Genomic DNA, 14,586 nt, shown 5'->3' on the forward strand with positions numbered 1-14,586 from the left:
GCAGAGCCCCCTTTTCTACCACATCGTCTTGGCGGCGCGCGCTCCCCATTCCTGGTCATAGCGTGCGCCACCTTCTTCTCCGGCGGTCATTTCGGCCAGAATCTCTCCGACACTTGGCAAGCCCTCAGCATCATCACCACCTGCCCATGTCTGCGCGCGCATCAGCGCGCGGGCGCATTGGGTGTAAATCTCGGCAATTTCGATAACGATGACGGTTGCGGGTTGTTTGCCGAGTTTTTCGAACCGGGTGCGCAGGGTTTCGTCCGCCGTCAGGCGCGCCGCGCCGTTCACGCGCACGACGTTGTTCGAGCCGGGCACAAGGAACATCAGCGACACGCGCGGGTCGCGCACGATGTTGCGCAGGCTGTCCAGGCGGTTGTTTCCGCGCCAGTCGGGCAGCGCCAGCGTACCTGGGTCCAGTTCCAGCACAACAGGGCCCTCATCGCCGCGCGGGCTGCCATCGACGCCTTCTGGCCCGACGGTGCTAAGCATACAAAGCCGCGCGGTCATGATCCATTTGCGATAGAGCGGCGTCAGCCGATGGGCCACCTTGCGCAAAGACGGCGCGCCGGGCGTACCATACAAACCCTCAAGCGTTGCGATATCTTCAATGAACTCCATCCGGATCAAACCCCACTTCGCGCATCAATTCGTTCGAGCGTGTTTCGATAACCGTCTCCAGTCGCCCGAGGAACGCATCCCGCCCCACGCCCGGCTCGATCGGGTCGAGGAAATCGACAATCGCCAGTCCCGGCTTGCGCAGGACACCAGTACGCGGCCAGAACACGCCCGCATTAGTGGCGACGGGCACACAGGGAAACCCGAGGCCCTCGTACAAAACGGCGGTGCCGACCTTATAGGGTTTCTGCGCACCCGGCGCGACCCGTGTGCCTTGCGGGTAGATGACCAATTGCCCGGGCTCGGTGAACTCTTTGGCTACGTCCTTGACCATCTTGGCCACCGCCACGCCCTTTTTGCCGCGATTGACCGGGATACAGCCCAGACGGCGGGCATACATACCGATGACCGGGGTCCACAGCAGTTCCCTCTTCATGATGAATTTGCCGTGGGGTATGGCACTGAAGATCATGATTATATCGAGAAACGATTGGTGTTTGGCCGCAATCACCACTTCGCCCGTCGGGGGTGTTCCGCGCACTTCGCTGCGGATACCGACCATCCAGCGGGTCAGCCACAGCGTCGTGCGGGCGTAGGTCATGCAGGCACTCGACGCGCCGCGTTTAGAAAACACCGCATAGGGCAGGAACAGGATGCCGAGGATCAGCATCCAGACATAGATCGTGATCATGAAGATCAGCGAGCGCAGCCATTGAACTGCCATAAGCATCACGAAAGCTCCTTTAGTTTCCGGCGTGCGGCGTTCCATGTGGCAAAAAACGCAACCAATGCACCCAGCAGGGGGATGAAGACCGGCAAGGCCCAGTCACCGCCTTGAAAGCCGACGCCCGACAGAAAACCGCCCGCGTCCGAGGCCTCGGGCAGCAGCAAAACACCCGTCATGCCCAGCAGCGTGCCCACGGCGGCCCCAAACAGCGCCCGGTAGGTGAAGCGCCGGACAAAGGCTCCGGCTATGAACCGGTCACGCGCGCCGACCTGACGCAGCACCTCGATGATCTGAGCGTTGGCGGCAAGCGAGGCATTGGCGGCCAGTGTGATCATTGCGGCCGTTGCGCCTCCAATCAGCAGGATCGAAATCCAGCCCAGCCGACGCAGCGACATAGCAGCCTCTACCAAGGGTTCGCGCCAACGCGTATGGTCGTCCAGTACAGCGCCCGGCACCTCGGCGCCCAGACGCAGGCGCAGACCGGCGGCGTCCAGACCCGGATCGCCTTCGACAATCTCGATCAGTTGCGGGATGGGCAGCGTGTCCAGCGACAGGTCCGGCCCGAACCACGGCGACAGCAGTTCGGCCTGTTCGTCGGCTGTCAGGGCGCGGGCGGATGCAACGCCGCGGGTCTGACCCAACACGGTCAGCGCAGCCTCGGTCTGGGCGGCAAGCTGTTCGGCGGGGGCGTTGATCCGCAGGGTCGCGGCACCCGCCAGTTCCGTCGCCCAGCGGTCTGCAATTCGGCCCGACGCCAGCGACAAAGCAAGCGCAAAAACCGCCAGAAACGCCATCGCGCCGGACACAAACAGGGTCAGATGCGCCGTGTAGCCGGTCGGCGGTACTACCCGGTCAGCGCGTTTGTCGCGATGCAGCAGGTTGCGGATGTCACCCTTGCTCATAGGTCCGCTCCCGCCAGTTGCAGCCGTCGCTGCGAGATGCGCAGGACACGGGCCTGAACCTGACTTTTGGCGGCCCGGATCAGGCTCAGGTCGTGGGTGGCGATCAGAACCGTTTTGCCCATCCGGTTCAGTTCGATCAGCAGGCGCAGCAGACGTTGCGACATTTCCCAATCCACATTGCCGGTGGGCTCATCCGCCAGCACCACATCGGGCGACAGGATCACCGCCCGCGCCAGTGCGGCGCGTTGGCGTTCACCGCCCGACAACTCCGGCGGGCGCGCTTCCAGACGCGCGCCCAGCCCGACCCAGTTCAGCAATTCGGTCAGGTTGTCCTGTTCGGCGGATTCGGCGCGCCCCGACACCATCAGCGGCAGGGCCACGTTTTCCGCCAGCGTCATGTGATCCAGAAACTGGCAATCCTGATGCACGACGCCGATCCGGCGGCGCAGCAGCGCCATCTGATCCCGATCCAAAGCCGAGATATCCTGATCAAACGCACTCAGCCGCCCCGAGGTCGGCAACAACGCGCCGTAGCACAGTTTCAGCAGCGTCGTTTTGCCCGCCCCCGACGGACCGGTCAGAAAATGGAACGATCCGGGCTGCAAATGCACCGAGACATCGCTCAGCAATTCGCCACCGCCATAGGTGTAGCTGACATTTTCCAGCTCGATCACAGGTGCCCCCAGGTTCTTTTGCCGCTCTTCTTGCCCGAGCGCGGTGGTGGTTTCAATGCCTGCACCGGGTCGAATTGGTGACAGTTGGCCCGCGAAACCGAAAACGCCCTTTGCTGTTGGGTCTTAACGGAATATCATTCCTGAAAAAACAACTATCGCGCCGACTATTTCGTTCGGTGGGGGAGGCAGCATGCGTTTAACATGTCCGAATTGCAGTGCCCAATATGAGGTTCCGGACGAGGTCATCCCGGAAGAAGGCCGGGATGTTCAGTGTTCCAATTGCGATCAGACCTGGTTTCAGGCCAAGCATCCGACCGATCCGACGCCCGTTGCGGAAGACGCACCCACTGAAGAGCCCAAGGTTGATGAAGTGGCAGAGGCCGCACCAGCAGAGACGGAAAAACCCGCCTCCTCTTCAAACGGCAATGTCGATCCTGCGGTTGCCAATATCCTGCAGGAAGAAGCCGCGCGCGAGGCTGACCTGCGCGCGCAGGAAGGCGCACCGCTGGAAACCCAGCCCGATCTGGCACTGGACACCCCGCCCGAGCCGGTTGAACCCAAGCGCCCGGCCTTGTCCGAGACCGCCGAGGATGCCGGTCAGAAAGATGCGCTGCCGGATGTCGAGGCGATCAATTCCAGCCTGCTCAGCGATGACGGCGATGCGGCGGTGGACCAACCCGCCCGCAAATCCGGCGGGTTCCTGCGCGGGTTTGCGCTGATCCTGATCATCGGCGTGGTACTGTACCTGATCTACGGCAATGCCCAGCAAATCAGCGAGGCCGTGCCGCAAGCCGATCCGGTGCTGAATTCCTACGTGTCTCTGGTGGATCAGGCGCGGCTCTGGCTTGAGGCGCAGGCCGGGTCCCAATAGACCTGATCTACGGGGTCAGAACCGCTCCAGCAACCGCTTGAGGTATTCCAGTTCGATTCTGGGCCGGTCGGATTCACCCGTGCGGCGGCGGATTTCATCCAACAACTCGCGCGCGCGGCGATAGACATCTTCGCCCTGCAGCAGGTTCTCATCGGTCGAGATCGACCCGGTCGCCCCCGGATTCCGCCCCAGCGGGTCGCGGTTATTGGCCTGCATGTCACCTTCCTGCGTACCCTGTCCCGGCTGGTTCTGCTGGTTCTGGGCCATCGCTTCGCCAAGGGATCGCATGCCTTCGCGCAGGGCCTCCATCGCCTCGGACTGGCGGTCGATCGCTTCGGCCAAATCGTCGCCGCGCAGCGCCTCCTCGGCACCCTCCATGGCGCGACCGGCGCGGTCCAGCGCCTCGCGCGCGGCTTCGCCTTCGGGCGTACCGCCGCCCGGCAGGCCCTGTTGCTGCCGGTTCAATTCGTCCCGCAGGGCCTGCTGCCGGTCGGCCAACGAGGGTTGGCCGGTCTGCCCATCCCCCGGCTCGTCCGAGCCCTGCCCCTGACCATCGTGGCTCTGCCCACGGCCATGACCGCCACTGCGGCCTTCATTGCCCTGACTGTGGCCCGCCTGCGCGCCGGGATTGAACTGCTCCTGCAGGTCCCGGAACGCCTGATCGCTAAGTCCTTGCTGTTCGCGCAGCGTCTCGGCCAGCCCTTCCATGGCCTGCTGGCCTTCGGATTGGCCACCCTGGCCCTGGCCTTGGGTGACGCGCATGTTTTCCATCATCTGCTGGAACTCTTCCAACGCCTGCTGCGCCTCGGCCATGCGGCCCTGTTCCATCAGTTCCTGAATGCGGTCCATCATGCGCTGCAGGTCATCCTGCGTCATCTGCATGCTCTCGCCATTCTGGCCCTGCTGGTTTTGCTGGCCCTCGCCGTTTTCCTGCGCCAGACGTTGCAATTGCTGCAGATAATCCTGCGTCGCCTCGCGCAATTCCTGCATCAACTCGGCGATCTCTTCGTCGCTGGCCCCGTTCTGCATCGCCTCGGTCAGACGTTCCTGCGCCCGGCGCATCCGTTCCAGCGCATCGGCCAGCGTGCCTTCTTCGATCAGCACCGCCAGATCCCACAGCGCCTGCGCGATTTCTTCCTGCTGTTCGGATTTGAGACCGAACTCGGTGAATGTCTCTAACCGGCGCAGGGTGACACGCAGGCGAAGATAGGCGGTATCCGAGCGGAACACGTCTTCGGGTCGGTGGGACACGGCCCGCAGCATCTGCGACACGCGCGGCGCGTTGGTGCGGGACCACAGAAGGTCGCGCCGCTGTTCGATCACCGCCGCCGCCAGCGGGTCGAAGAACCGGCGGGCGGGCAAGGCGGTGGCATAGGGTTCGGATTCCGACATCTGATCAGCGGCGTCCGTCGCCATCAGAGTGATCCTGACCGGTAGATGCGCCCAGGGATGTTCCGAGAAGTCTTCGATGAGATCTTCGGTAAACTCCGCCCGATCCCCGGTGATCGGCATCGGCAACTGAACCTCGATCGTCTCGCGCGGTTCGGGATCGGCTGTCAGGCCATAGCGGCGATCCACCGCTGGCAAATCCAGTTCGATCCGGGCCGCGCCCGAAACCACGGCGTAATCATCGCTGGCGGCAAAGGGCAGCTTCATCTGACCGCCCGCCTCGGCCTCGGCTCGGCCGTCAACGGCGATCCGGGGGTAGGCATCGTCGATGATGGTCAGCGCCCAGTCCCGGCCCGCGGGCCCTTCGATGCTTAGCTGACCGGACCGGTCTGCCACGAAATCCTGCTCCGGCTCTGTCGCCGCTTCGACCCCGGTGGCCGAGGTTGTCTCGGTCAGGCTATGGGCACCCACCTCACCATAAAAGCGCAGCGTGATGCGGCTGCCTTTGGGAACGGAGAGCTCCGGCTCGGACTGATCCGCCAGATAGAGCGTGGGCAACCCGGTATAGCGGGGCGGTTCCACCCAGCCTTCCCATGTGGGCCCCTGTCCGGCAACGGCCGCACCCGGCGTCATTTCAGCCACCGAGCCGATCCGCCAGAACGACCCGAACAGAACCGCAACCACCAGCGCCAGAAGCGCCGCGTAGCGTAAGGCAAAGGGATCGCGCGAGGCCAGTCGCAGGTCGGGCTTGACCGCACCGGCCCCCGCCGCGCGCTGCGCCATGCGGCGCTTATGTGCCTGCCAGAGCGCCACAGATTCGGCATCCGTTGCACCAATGGCTTGATCGTCCATCAGCGCCTGAATCGGCCTGCCGGGAAGCGTTTCATCCAGCCGCGCCAGCGCCGCCATCCGGGACGGGAAATGGAATCGCCTGGCCCCGAAAACAGCCGCGACGCCCAGCGACACGATAGCGATGACACCGATGCCCCAGACGGCCTCGACGGCCAGATGATCATGCAGGCCCATCATCAAAGTGGCCAAAAGCACCATCAAAATCGAGAAAAACGGCCAGAAGGCACGCAAAACCTGCTCGGCCAGCATGCCCCCATGGGTCAACCACAGGGATAGTCTCGGGATCGGCAGGTTCGATTTGTCGCGCAAGGCGGGTCTCCGGGATCGGGCCTGCGCGCCTATCGCGTCAGAGCCACGAGGGTATGGTATCGCGGTTTATGATTTCGTCAAAGCTTGGCCGTTCACGAATGACTGCAAATTGATCACCATGCACCAGAACCTCGGGGATCAGGGGCCGGGTGTTGTATTCGCTGGACATCACCGCGCCATAGGCCCCGGCGCTGCGGAAGGCAACCAGATCACCGGCTGCAAGCGGCGGCATGTTGCGTTCCTTCGCGAAGGTATCGCCGGATTCGCACACCGGCCCCACGATGTCATAGGGCTGCTGTTCCACCCCCGGCGCGGGTTCCAGCACGGGGACGATATCGTGATAGGCCTCATACATGGCCGGGCGGATCAGATCGTTCATGGCCCCGTCGAGGATCAGGAAATCGCGGCCTTCGCCGGATTTCACATAGATCACCTTGGAAACCATCAGGCCTGCATTTCCCGCAATCAGGCGGCCCGGCTCGATTTCAATCTCACAGTCCAGATGGCCCAGTGTTTTCTGGATCAGCGCGCCATATTCCAAAGGCAGCGGCGGCGCATCATTGGCGCGGGTATAAGGAATACCCAACCCTCCGCCCAGATCGAGGCGGCGGATATCATGCCCCTCGGCCCGCAACTGCTCGGTCAGTTCCGCGACCTTGGTGTAGGCCAGATTGAAAGGTTCCAACTCGGTCAGTTGCGAGCCGATATGGACGTCGATGCCGATCACCTCCAACCCCGGCAGGCTGGCGGCGTGTGCATAGACCTCGGACGCGCGGGCGATGGGGATGCCGAACTTGTTCTCGGACTTGCCAGTGGCAATCTTGGCGTGGGTCTTGGCATCCACATCCGGGTTCACCCGCACGGTGATCGGCGCGACCACGCCCAGGTCCAGAGCTGTGGCGTTGATCACCTCCATCTCGGGCTCGGATTCCACGTTGAACTGGCGGATGCCGCCGGTCAGCGCGGTGCGAATCTCATCCGCCGTCTTGCCGACGCCCGAGAACACGATCTTGTCTCCGGGCACGCCTGCCGCCTTGGCGCGAAGGTATTCCCCGCCCGAGACCACATCCATCCCCGCGCCCGCCTGCGCCAGCGTCTTCAGGATCGCCTGATTGCTGGCCGCCTTCATCGCATAGCAGACAAGGTGATCCGTGCCCTCAAGCGCGTCATCGAACAGCTTGAAATGGCGCAGCAGGGTCGCCGTCGAATAGACATAGAACGGGGTTCCGACCGCGGCAGCGATTTCGGAAATCGGGACATCCTCGGCGTAAAGCGCGCCGTCGCGGTAGAGAAAGTGATCCATGCCTGCGCGCTTAGACCAAAAACGCCCTGTGGATCAATGGATTCGGCGCAAGCCGGGCCCCGAGATCACTTTCTGGTGGATACGCCAACCCGGCCATAGCCCGAGATCGAAACGCCCGTGCCACTGGCTTGGGGCGCGGGGTCCGGGCGGGGGCTGCTGGTTGGCTCGCAGGCCGCAAGCAGGCCGAGGGATAGGATCAGACCTAGTAATCTCATGGTGTTCGTCTTTTCATCAGCTTCGGCGCAGGGCCGGTCTGTCCTTCACATGGTCGTGACTGCACCGGAATGCAATCGCTTTGTTACACGCCCAGATAGATGCCCAGACCGCCGCGCCGAAAGCCAACGCCGCCGCCCACATAGGTGCCGCTGCTGCCGACAGCCACATTTGCGCTGGCGGTTGGCTGAACCGGCTCGCCATCTGCACCGCAGTTCGCCAGCACGAGGCCTACGGACAGGAGCAGGATCACACGCAGAGCAGCCTTCATATCTTCGCCTTCCATCGCTTGATCTGGGCGCGCACCTGATCCGGTGCGGTGCCGCCGTAAGACTGGCGCGAGTTTACCGAGTTTTCGACCGTAAGGACAGAATAGACGTCATCGGTGATATCGCCGTGGACCGATTGCATATCCTCGAGCGTCAGATCGGGCAGGTCGCAGCCCTTGCATTCGGCCATCGCAACCAGCGATCCGGTGACATGGTGCGCATCGCGGAACGGCAGCCCCAGCACCCGCACCAGCCAGTCAGCCAGATCGGTCGCGGTCGAGAACCCCGACCCTGCAGCGGCGGCCAGACTGTCGCGGTTGGCGGTCATGTCCTTGACCATGCCCTCCATCGCGGCCAGTGCCAGCATCCAGTTGTCGGCGGCGTCAAAGACCTGTTCCTTGTCTTCTTGCATGTCCTTGGAATAGGCCAGCGGCAGCCCCTTCATCACCATCATCAGCGCGGTATTCGCCCCGTAAATGCGGCCCACCTTGGCGCGGATCAGTTCGGCTGCGTCGGGGTTTTTCTTCTGCGGCATGATCGATGAACCGGTCGAGAACCGGTCGGACAGCGTCACAAACCGGAACTGGGCCGAGGACCAGATCACCAGTTCTTCGGCAAAGCGCGACAGGTGGACGGCGCAGATTGAAGCGGTCGAGAGGAACTCGAGCGCGAAGTCGCGGTCGCTGACCGCGTCCAACGAGTTGGCAGCGGGGCGGTCAAAGCCCAAGGCGTCCGCCGTCATCTGCCGGTCGATGGGGAAGGAAGTACCTGCCAGCGCGGCGGCCCCCAGCGGGGATTCGTTCATGCGGGCGCGGGCGTCGCGGACGCGGCTGAGGTCGCGGCCAAACATCTCGACATAGGCCATCATGTGGTGGCCCCATGTCACCGGTTGCGCGGTTTGCAGATGGGTGAAGCCCGGCATGACCCAATCCGCCCCGGCCTCGGCCTGCGCCAGAAGCGCGCGGATCAGGGCCAGAAGGCCGGTTTCTGCCGCGTCGAACTGATCACGCACCCAGAGTTTGAAGTCGGTCGCGACCTGATCGTTGCGCGACCGGCCTGTGTGCAGGCGGCCTGCGGGCTCTCCGATCACTTCTTTCAGGCGCGCTTCGACATTCATGTGGATGTCTTCCAGCGCGGTCGAGAATTGAAATTCTCCGTTCTGGATTTCTGACAAGACTGTGAGCAGCCCTTCCCGAATGGCCTGCGCGTCATTATCAGTAATAACGCCTGTGGCAGCCAGCATGGCGGCATGGGCGCGCGAGCCTGCAATGTCTTGGGCTGCCATCCGCTGATCGAACCCGATCGAGGCATTGATCGCCTCCATGATCGCGTCTGGACCAGCGGCAAAGCGGCCGCCCCACATCTGGTTCGAGGATTGATCGGTCATGAAAGAAAACCCGGAGTTGATATGCGCCTGTTACGTCTGATCCCCCTTTATATGGCCCTTGCGCTGGGTGCAAACGCAGCGTTGGCTGCGGATGTTGAAACTCTGAAGCCCCTGCGCGAGGACACTCTGAAGCGTCTGATCCTGCATAAGGAACCCAAACCCGCCAAAACCATCGAGTTTCAGCTGGAAGATGACGGCGGCACCGGCACGCTTGCGGATTACGCGGGCAAATACGTGCTGCTGAACTTCTGGGCCACATGGTGCGCACCCTGCCGCAAGGAAATGCCGCAGATCGCCGAGTTGCAGCAAGAGTTCGGAGGCGACAAGTTTCAGGTTCTGACACTGGCCACCGGGCGCAACACGCCCGCCGGGATCAAGAAATTCTTTGACGAGAACGGCATCGAGAACCTGCCCCGTCATCAGGACCCAAGCTCGGCCGCTGCGCGCGAATTCGGTGTCATCGCCCTGCCGATCACCGTCATTCTGGACCCCGAAGGCCAGGAAATCGCGCGCCTGATCGGTGATGCCGAATGGAACTCGGACAGCGCCAAGGCGATCGTCGGGGCGCTTGTGGGCGGCGAAAGCTGACCGCCCGCGCGTCTTCTACACTTTTGTGGTAAACTGGAACCGGCCCTTACGGGCCGGTTTTCGTTTCTTGATCTGCGGGAAGGGAGACTGCGATGAAACCGGTGGTTCTGCTGATCGGAAAGCTGCCAAACGTGATCGGCGATGCGGCGCAACAACTCGATCACCTGCCGATCCAATGGCTCGGCGCGCATGACAGTGATGAGGTTCGCAAACAACTCGACGCCGAACCCCGGATTGCCTGCGCCATCATGGGGGCCGGTCTGGACGATACCGTGCGCGGTGAGATGGTTGGCATCATTGCCGCGCGCCGCCCCGATATCTGCATGCACCTGAAAGACCGGGCCTCGGGGCCGGATGGTCTGGTGCCGTTTGTCGAAAGGGTGGTGCAGCACGAAATCCTCGACCGTCCCGACGCCACTTGACGCGACGCCACCTTTGACAGCCTCCGGCCCGCTCTGCACTCTGGCGCGGGGAGGACGGAATGCCGCTTGAAATACTGTTAATTCTGGTGGTCGCAGGCATTGCCGGAATAACCCTGCTGCTGCATCTGACCGGCAAATCCGAACTGCGCATCCTGACGCATGAGACCGCGCGGGCAGACTGGCAGCGCCATTTTCCCGAGGATGTGGTGATCGATGTCACCATTTCACAGGACGGCCATGCGGCGCTGGTTCGAACCAACTCCGGTCCGGGTCTGCTTTGGTCCTTCGGAGCGGACACCGTGGCGCGGCACCTGCTGGATTTCGACTGGATCGAACAACCCGACGGGTTCGAGTTTCAGTTCCACGACTTCGCCACTCCCCGCGCCCTGATCCGCCTTGATGACATTGAACGCCAGCACTGGCGGAACCTGATGGACCCTGAATGACTGACCAGATTACCTTTCCCGACGCGGTGCAATGGGCCGTGCCGTTCTTCATCGCCGCCATTCTGGCCGAGTTCGTCTGGATCGCCGTCAAAGGCAAAGGCGGCCGGTACGAAACGCGGGACGCCGTGACCTCATTGATCATGGGGGCGGGCAATATCGCCTCGGGCTTTCTGTTGGGATTCATCGCCTGGGCGTTCTTCATGTGGCTGTGGCAGATTACACCGCTGAACTTGGGCACCTCGATCCCCGTCATCATCCTGTGCTTCGTGTTGGATGACCTGCGCTATTACTGGGTGCACCGGTTCGGGCATCGCATCCGCTGGGTCTGGGCCAGCCATGTGAACCATCACAGCTCGCAACACTACAACCTGACCACGGCGCTGCGGCAGACATGGACCTATACGTTCACCTTCATGATGGTGGTGCGCGCGCCGCTGATCCTGCTGGGGTTCCACCCGGCAATGGTGCTGTTTGTCGGCGGGCTGAACCTGATCTATCAGTTCTGGATCCACACCGAGGCCATCACCAAGATGCCCCGCTGGTTCGAGGCGGTGATGAACACCCCCAGCCACCACCGCGCCCATCACGGGCGCAACGCGCGGTATCTGGATTGCAACTATGCGGGCGTGTTCATCATCTGGGACAAGATGTTCGGCACGTTTGTCCCGGAGCAAGAGGATGACCGTGTCGATTACGGGCTGGTGCACAATATCGGTACGTTCAACCCCCTCCGCGTGGCCTTTCACGAATGGGTCGGCATCTGGCGCGACGCTACTCAACCGGGGCTGAGCCTGCGCCAGCGTTTGGCCTATTGCTTTGCACCGCCGGGCTACAGCCATGACGGCAGCCGGGACAATTCCCAGCAGATCAAAGCCAAGCACCTCGCCCGCCATCCAGAAGATCGCGGAACGCCCGGATTCGAGCACTTCACCGAAAATGCGCCCAATCCGCAGGCAGAACGCGCCTGAAATCCGGCGGAAATCCGCGTATCAATTTGAAATCACACCCGGCCGGTCCATATCGAGCAGGTATTTTCTTGTGCGAGTGATCGGAGGCCAACATGACCCGTGTGATGACAATCTCAACCGCGATTGGGCTTGTAGGTCTTGCGATGGCCATGCTCGCAGCCCTGAGCAACGGCGCGAGCCCTGTTTTTCTGGCGCTGGGTTTTGCCATGATGATCCTTGGATTTTTTGGGGCGGTTTTTGGCGCGGCGGCGTCTCTGGTTCGCACCTGACCAACGCCGGGCCGACCGGGAACCGGATCATTTTTTTCGGTCTTTAACTGCGGATTCATACATTTGCCGTGAAACTGTAGCCGAACTCTTGATCGGCAACAGACCGGACACCGGCGAATATGCGGCACAAGACACGCGCAGACATACCAGAAGGGTCCGAAAACCCCCTGAACTCGGCCCTGTCCTGCCGGGACCGTTCGGTTGTGCAGATGGCAACCGAAGCGGTCAAGCACAAGCAATGCAAACTGGCCTTTCAGCCGGTGATGCAAGCGCAGGAGCCCTATGGTGTGGCCTTCTACGAAGGATTCATACGGGTTCTGGACGAAACCGGTCGGGTGATCCCTGCGCGCGAGTTCATGCCGCAGGTCGAAAACACCCCCATCGGGCGCGAACTGGATTGCGTCGCGCTGGAACTGGGCCTGCGCACGCTGATCCGGAACCCCGGTATCCGGCTGTCGATCAACATGTCTGCGCGGTCCATCGGTTACGTCCGCTGGTCCCGCGTGCTGGACCGCTTTCTGAAAAAGGACCCCGGTCTGGGCGACCGGTTGATCCTTGAGATTTCCGAAGATTCAGCCATGCAGGTGCCCGAACTTGTGGTCGACTTCATGGATCGGCTGCAAGATCGGGGGATCGCTTTTGCGTTGGACGATTTCGGAGCCAGCAATTTCAGTTTCCGCCACTTCCGCGAGTTTCTGTTCGACGCCGCCAAGATTGACGGCCAGTTCGTGCGCGGCGTCAGCACCAATCCGGACAATCAGGCTCTGGTCCGTGCCCTGATCGCCGTGGCCCGCGAATTCGAGATTCTGGTGACCGCCGAATCGGTCGAAACACGGCAGGATGCAGAGTTCCTTGTCGCCAGCGGGGTGGACTGCCTGCAGGGTTTCCTGTTCGGTGCACCCACCGTCACTCAACCCTGGCGGGCCGAAAAGGGCGCTCAGGCAAAGGCTTAGCCAGGGAATCCAGTTGCGGCTTTCTGCCCGTCTGCGTCATGAGACAAGCTGTCCGTTGCTGCGTCTGCAGCATTACGCTATGGCAAGTAGTGCTGGAGCGGGGGATCGCCAGGCGCTCTTGGTGTTGGCAAAGGCTGTCTCTGCCAACTGCGCGCAAGACTTCCCACAGGACCATGACGGTAAAGGACTTAGTATATGACCAATGTAGTTATCGCATCCGCCGCACGCACCGGTGTCGGCAGCTTTGGCGGTTCGTTTGCGAACACACCTGCACATGATCTGGGCACCGCCGTGCTTGAGGCCGTCGTCGAACGCGCCGGTGTCGACAAGGGCGAGGTAAGCGAAACCATCATGGGTCAGGTCCTGACCGCGGCCCAAGGCCAGAACCCCGCGCGTCAGGCGCATATCAACGCCGGTCTGCCGCAAGAAGCCGCAGCCTGGGGCATCAACCAGGTCTGTGGCTCGGGTCTGCGGGCGGTTGCCTTAGGCGCGCAGCACATCCAGCTGGGCGATGCCGATATCGTCGCTGCCGGTGGTCAGGAAAACATGACCCTGTCGCCCCACGCCGCCGCCCTGCGCGCCGGTCAGAAGATGGGCGACATGAAATATATCGACACCATGATCCGCGACGGTCTGTGGGATGCCTTCAACGGCTACCACATGGGCCAGACCGCCGAAAACGTCGCCGAGAAATGGCAGATCAGCCGCGACATGCAGGACGAATTCGCCGTCGCCAGCCAGAACAAGGCCGAGGCTGCGCAGAACGCTGGCAAGTTCGCCGACGAAATCGTGCCCTTCACCATCAAGACCCGCAAGGGCGACATCGTGATGGACAAGGATGAATACATCCGCCACGGCGCGACAATGGAAGCCATGGCCAAGCTGCGCCCGGCCTTCACCAAAGACGGTTCGGTCACGGCAGCAAACGCCTCGGGCCTGAACGACGGCGCGGCGGCAACCCTGCTGATGTCGGCCGAGAATGCCGAAAAGCGCGGGATCGAGCCTCTGGCCCGCATCGCGTCCTACGCCACCGCCGGTCTGGACCCGTCGATCATGGGCGTCGGCCCGATCTACGCCTCGCGCAAGGCGCTGGAAAAAGCGGGCTGGTCGGTTGATGATCTGGATCTGGTCGAGGCCAACGAAGCCTTTGCCGCGCAGGCCTGCGCCGTGAACAAGGACATGGGCTGGGATCCGTCGATCGTGAACGTCAACGGCGGCGCGATTGCCATCGGTCACCCGATCGGCGCATCCGGCTGCCGGGTTCTGAACACGCTGCTGTTCGAAATGAAGCGCCGCGACGCCAAGAAGGGTCTGGCGACCCTGTGCATCGGCGGCGGCATGGGCGTGGCGCTCTGCGTGGAGCGCGACTAAGCAGACTGACGACCGCATAGAACAGGGCGCCCGACCGGCGCCCTTTTTTATCTCA

Annotated in this window: 17 protein-coding genes; 8 read left to right on the forward strand and 9 right to left on the reverse strand. The window is 62.5% G+C overall.

Annotation, left to right across the window (positions count from 1 at the left end; translation table 11 throughout):
• Window positions 1-15: 15 nt before the first annotated feature.
• Genes ACR0NJ_RS13505 through ACR0NJ_RS13520 form a run of 4 tightly spaced genes read right to left on the reverse strand, consistent with a single transcriptional unit; the run spans window position 16 to window position 2,921 of the window.
• Window positions 16-621: a pyridoxamine 5'-phosphate oxidase family protein gene (locus ACR0NJ_RS13505; protein WP_480817657.1), complete on the reverse strand. Its 606-nt coding sequence runs from the start codon at window positions 619-621 to the stop codon at window positions 16-18.
• Entirely contained in the window at window positions 608-1,348 is a 741-nt protein-coding gene (locus ACR0NJ_RS13510; RefSeq protein ID WP_480817658.1) for a lysophospholipid acyltransferase family protein, read from the reverse strand. Before ACR0NJ_RS13510 ends, ACR0NJ_RS13505 begins: the two co-directional genes overlap by 14 nt.
• Window positions 1,348-2,247, reverse strand: coding sequence for a cell division protein FtsX (locus tag ACR0NJ_RS13515; protein WP_480817659.1), 900 nt, complete (start codon window positions 2,245-2,247; stop codon window positions 1,348-1,350). Before ACR0NJ_RS13515 ends, ACR0NJ_RS13510 begins: the two co-directional genes overlap by 1 nt.
• Window positions 2,244-2,921, reverse strand: a complete 678-nt coding sequence (locus ACR0NJ_RS13520; RefSeq protein WP_480817660.1) for a cell division ATP-binding protein FtsE — start codon at window positions 2,919-2,921, stop codon at window positions 2,244-2,246. Before ACR0NJ_RS13520 ends, ACR0NJ_RS13515 begins: the two co-directional genes overlap by 4 nt.
• Window positions 2,922-3,111: 190 nt before the next feature.
• Here ACR0NJ_RS13520 and ACR0NJ_RS13525 point away from each other — a divergent pair, with 190 nt between their 5' ends.
• Window positions 3,112-3,792, forward strand: coding sequence for a zinc-ribbon domain-containing protein (locus ACR0NJ_RS13525; protein ID WP_480817661.1), 681 nt, complete (start codon window positions 3,112-3,114; stop codon window positions 3,790-3,792).
• Between the two features lie 15 nt (window positions 3,793-3,807).
• Here ACR0NJ_RS13525 and ACR0NJ_RS13530 read toward each other — a convergent pair whose 3' ends face one another.
• The 5 genes from ACR0NJ_RS13530 to argH form a co-directional block, all read right to left on the reverse strand.
• Window positions 3,808-6,282, reverse strand: a complete 2,475-nt coding sequence (locus ACR0NJ_RS13530; RefSeq protein ID WP_480817775.1) for a TIGR02302 family protein — start codon at window positions 6,280-6,282, stop codon at window positions 3,808-3,810.
• 97 nt (window positions 6,283-6,379) lie between these two features.
• Window positions 6,380-7,645: a diaminopimelate decarboxylase gene (gene lysA, locus ACR0NJ_RS13535; RefSeq protein ID WP_480817662.1), complete on the reverse strand. Its 1,266-nt coding sequence runs from the start codon at window positions 7,643-7,645 to the stop codon at window positions 6,380-6,382.
• 65 nt (window positions 7,646-7,710) lie between these two features.
• The gene (locus tag ACR0NJ_RS13540) at window positions 7,711-7,860 is read right to left on the reverse strand and encodes a hypothetical protein (RefSeq protein ID WP_480817663.1); all 150 of its coding nucleotides are present in this window, start codon (window positions 7,858-7,860) and stop codon (window positions 7,711-7,713) included.
• A gap of 83 nt (window positions 7,861-7,943) precedes the next feature.
• Window positions 7,944-8,129 (reverse strand): argininosuccinate lyase, encoded by a 186-nt coding sequence (locus ACR0NJ_RS13545; RefSeq protein WP_480817664.1) that lies wholly within the window; start codon window positions 8,127-8,129, stop codon window positions 7,944-7,946.
• Window positions 8,126-9,514 (reverse strand): argininosuccinate lyase, encoded by a 1,389-nt coding sequence (gene argH / locus ACR0NJ_RS13550; RefSeq protein ID WP_480817665.1) that lies wholly within the window; start codon window positions 9,512-9,514, stop codon window positions 8,126-8,128. Before argH ends, ACR0NJ_RS13545 begins: the two co-directional genes overlap by 4 nt.
• A gap of 21 nt (window positions 9,515-9,535) precedes the next feature.
• Between argH and ACR0NJ_RS13555 the strand changes: the two genes are divergently transcribed.
• From ACR0NJ_RS13555 to ACR0NJ_RS13585, 7 genes are all read left to right on the forward strand, one after another.
• A complete protein-coding gene (locus ACR0NJ_RS13555; protein ID WP_480817666.1) occupies window positions 9,536-10,102 on the forward strand; it encodes a TlpA disulfide reductase family protein in 567 nt (188 codons plus the stop codon).
• Between the two features lie 92 nt (window positions 10,103-10,194).
• Window positions 10,195-10,524, forward strand: coding sequence for a hypothetical protein (locus ACR0NJ_RS13560; protein WP_480817667.1), 330 nt, complete (start codon window positions 10,195-10,197; stop codon window positions 10,522-10,524).
• A 59-nt stretch (window positions 10,525-10,583) separates the two neighbouring features.
• Entirely contained in the window at window positions 10,584-10,970 is a 387-nt protein-coding gene (locus tag ACR0NJ_RS13565) for a hypothetical protein (protein WP_480817668.1), read from the forward strand.
• Window positions 10,967-11,938, forward strand: a complete 972-nt coding sequence (locus ACR0NJ_RS13570; RefSeq protein ID WP_480817669.1) for a sterol desaturase family protein — start codon at window positions 10,967-10,969, stop codon at window positions 11,936-11,938. Before ACR0NJ_RS13565 ends, ACR0NJ_RS13570 begins: the two co-directional genes overlap by 4 nt.
• Window positions 11,939-12,030: 92 nt before the next feature.
• Window positions 12,031-12,207 (forward strand): hypothetical protein, encoded by a 177-nt coding sequence (locus ACR0NJ_RS13575; protein WP_480817670.1) that lies wholly within the window; start codon window positions 12,031-12,033, stop codon window positions 12,205-12,207.
• Window positions 12,208-12,326: 119 nt separating this feature from the next.
• Entirely contained in the window at window positions 12,327-13,160 is an 834-nt protein-coding gene (locus ACR0NJ_RS13580; RefSeq protein WP_480817671.1) for an EAL domain-containing protein, read from the forward strand.
• A 195-nt stretch (window positions 13,161-13,355) separates the two neighbouring features.
• The gene (locus tag ACR0NJ_RS13585; RefSeq protein ID WP_480817672.1) at window positions 13,356-14,531 is read left to right on the forward strand and encodes an acetyl-CoA C-acetyltransferase; all 1,176 of its coding nucleotides are present in this window, start codon (window positions 13,356-13,358) and stop codon (window positions 14,529-14,531) included.
• The last annotated feature ends 55 nt before the right edge of the window (window positions 14,532-14,586 follow it).

The organism is Ruegeria sp. F11 (assembly GCF_056533855.1).

Bases quoted from the DNA above. Each gene is read 5' to 3' on its own strand.
- ACR0NJ_RS13505 (WP_480817657.1), bottom strand. From the start codon at position 621: ATGGAGTTCATTGAAGATATCGCAACGCTTGAGGGTTTGTATGGTACG.
- ACR0NJ_RS13525 (WP_480817661.1), top strand. From the start codon at position 3,112: ATGCGTTTAACATGTCCGAATTGCAGTGCCCAATATGAGGTTCCGGAC.
- ACR0NJ_RS13515 (WP_480817659.1), bottom strand. From the start codon at position 2,247: ATGAGCAAGGGTGACATCCGCAACCTGCTGCATCGCGACAAACGCGCT.
- lysA (WP_480817662.1), bottom strand. From the start codon at position 7,645: ATGGATCACTTTCTCTACCGCGACGGCGCGCTTTACGCCGAGGATGTC.
- ACR0NJ_RS13540 (WP_480817663.1), bottom strand. From the start codon at position 7,860: ATGAGATTACTAGGTCTGATCCTATCCCTCGGCCTGCTTGCGGCCTGC.
- ACR0NJ_RS13575 (WP_480817670.1), top strand. From the start codon at position 12,031: ATGACCCGTGTGATGACAATCTCAACCGCGATTGGGCTTGTAGGTCTT.
- ACR0NJ_RS13555 (WP_480817666.1), top strand. From the start codon at position 9,536: ATGCGCCTGTTACGTCTGATCCCCCTTTATATGGCCCTTGCGCTGGGT.
- argH (WP_480817665.1), bottom strand. From the start codon at position 9,514: ATGACCGATCAATCCTCGAACCAGATGTGGGGCGGCCGCTTTGCCGCT.
- ACR0NJ_RS13510 (WP_480817658.1), bottom strand. From the start codon at position 1,348: ATGCTTATGGCAGTTCAATGGCTGCGCTCGCTGATCTTCATGATCACG.
- ACR0NJ_RS13570 (WP_480817669.1), top strand. From the start codon at position 10,967: ATGACTGACCAGATTACCTTTCCCGACGCGGTGCAATGGGCCGTGCCG.
- ACR0NJ_RS13565 (WP_480817668.1), top strand. From the start codon at position 10,584: ATGCCGCTTGAAATACTGTTAATTCTGGTGGTCGCAGGCATTGCCGGA.
- ACR0NJ_RS13530 (WP_480817775.1), bottom strand. From the start codon at position 6,282: ATGCTGGCCGAGCAGGTTTTGCGTGCCTTCTGGCCGTTTTTCTCGATT.
- ACR0NJ_RS13580 (WP_480817671.1), top strand. From the start codon at position 12,327: ATGCGGCACAAGACACGCGCAGACATACCAGAAGGGTCCGAAAACCCC.
- ACR0NJ_RS13560 (WP_480817667.1), top strand. From the start codon at position 10,195: ATGAAACCGGTGGTTCTGCTGATCGGAAAGCTGCCAAACGTGATCGGC.
- ACR0NJ_RS13545 (WP_480817664.1), bottom strand. From the start codon at position 8,129: ATGAAGGCTGCTCTGCGTGTGATCCTGCTCCTGTCCGTAGGCCTCGTG.
- ACR0NJ_RS13585 (WP_480817672.1), top strand. From the start codon at position 13,356: ATGACCAATGTAGTTATCGCATCCGCCGCACGCACCGGTGTCGGCAGC.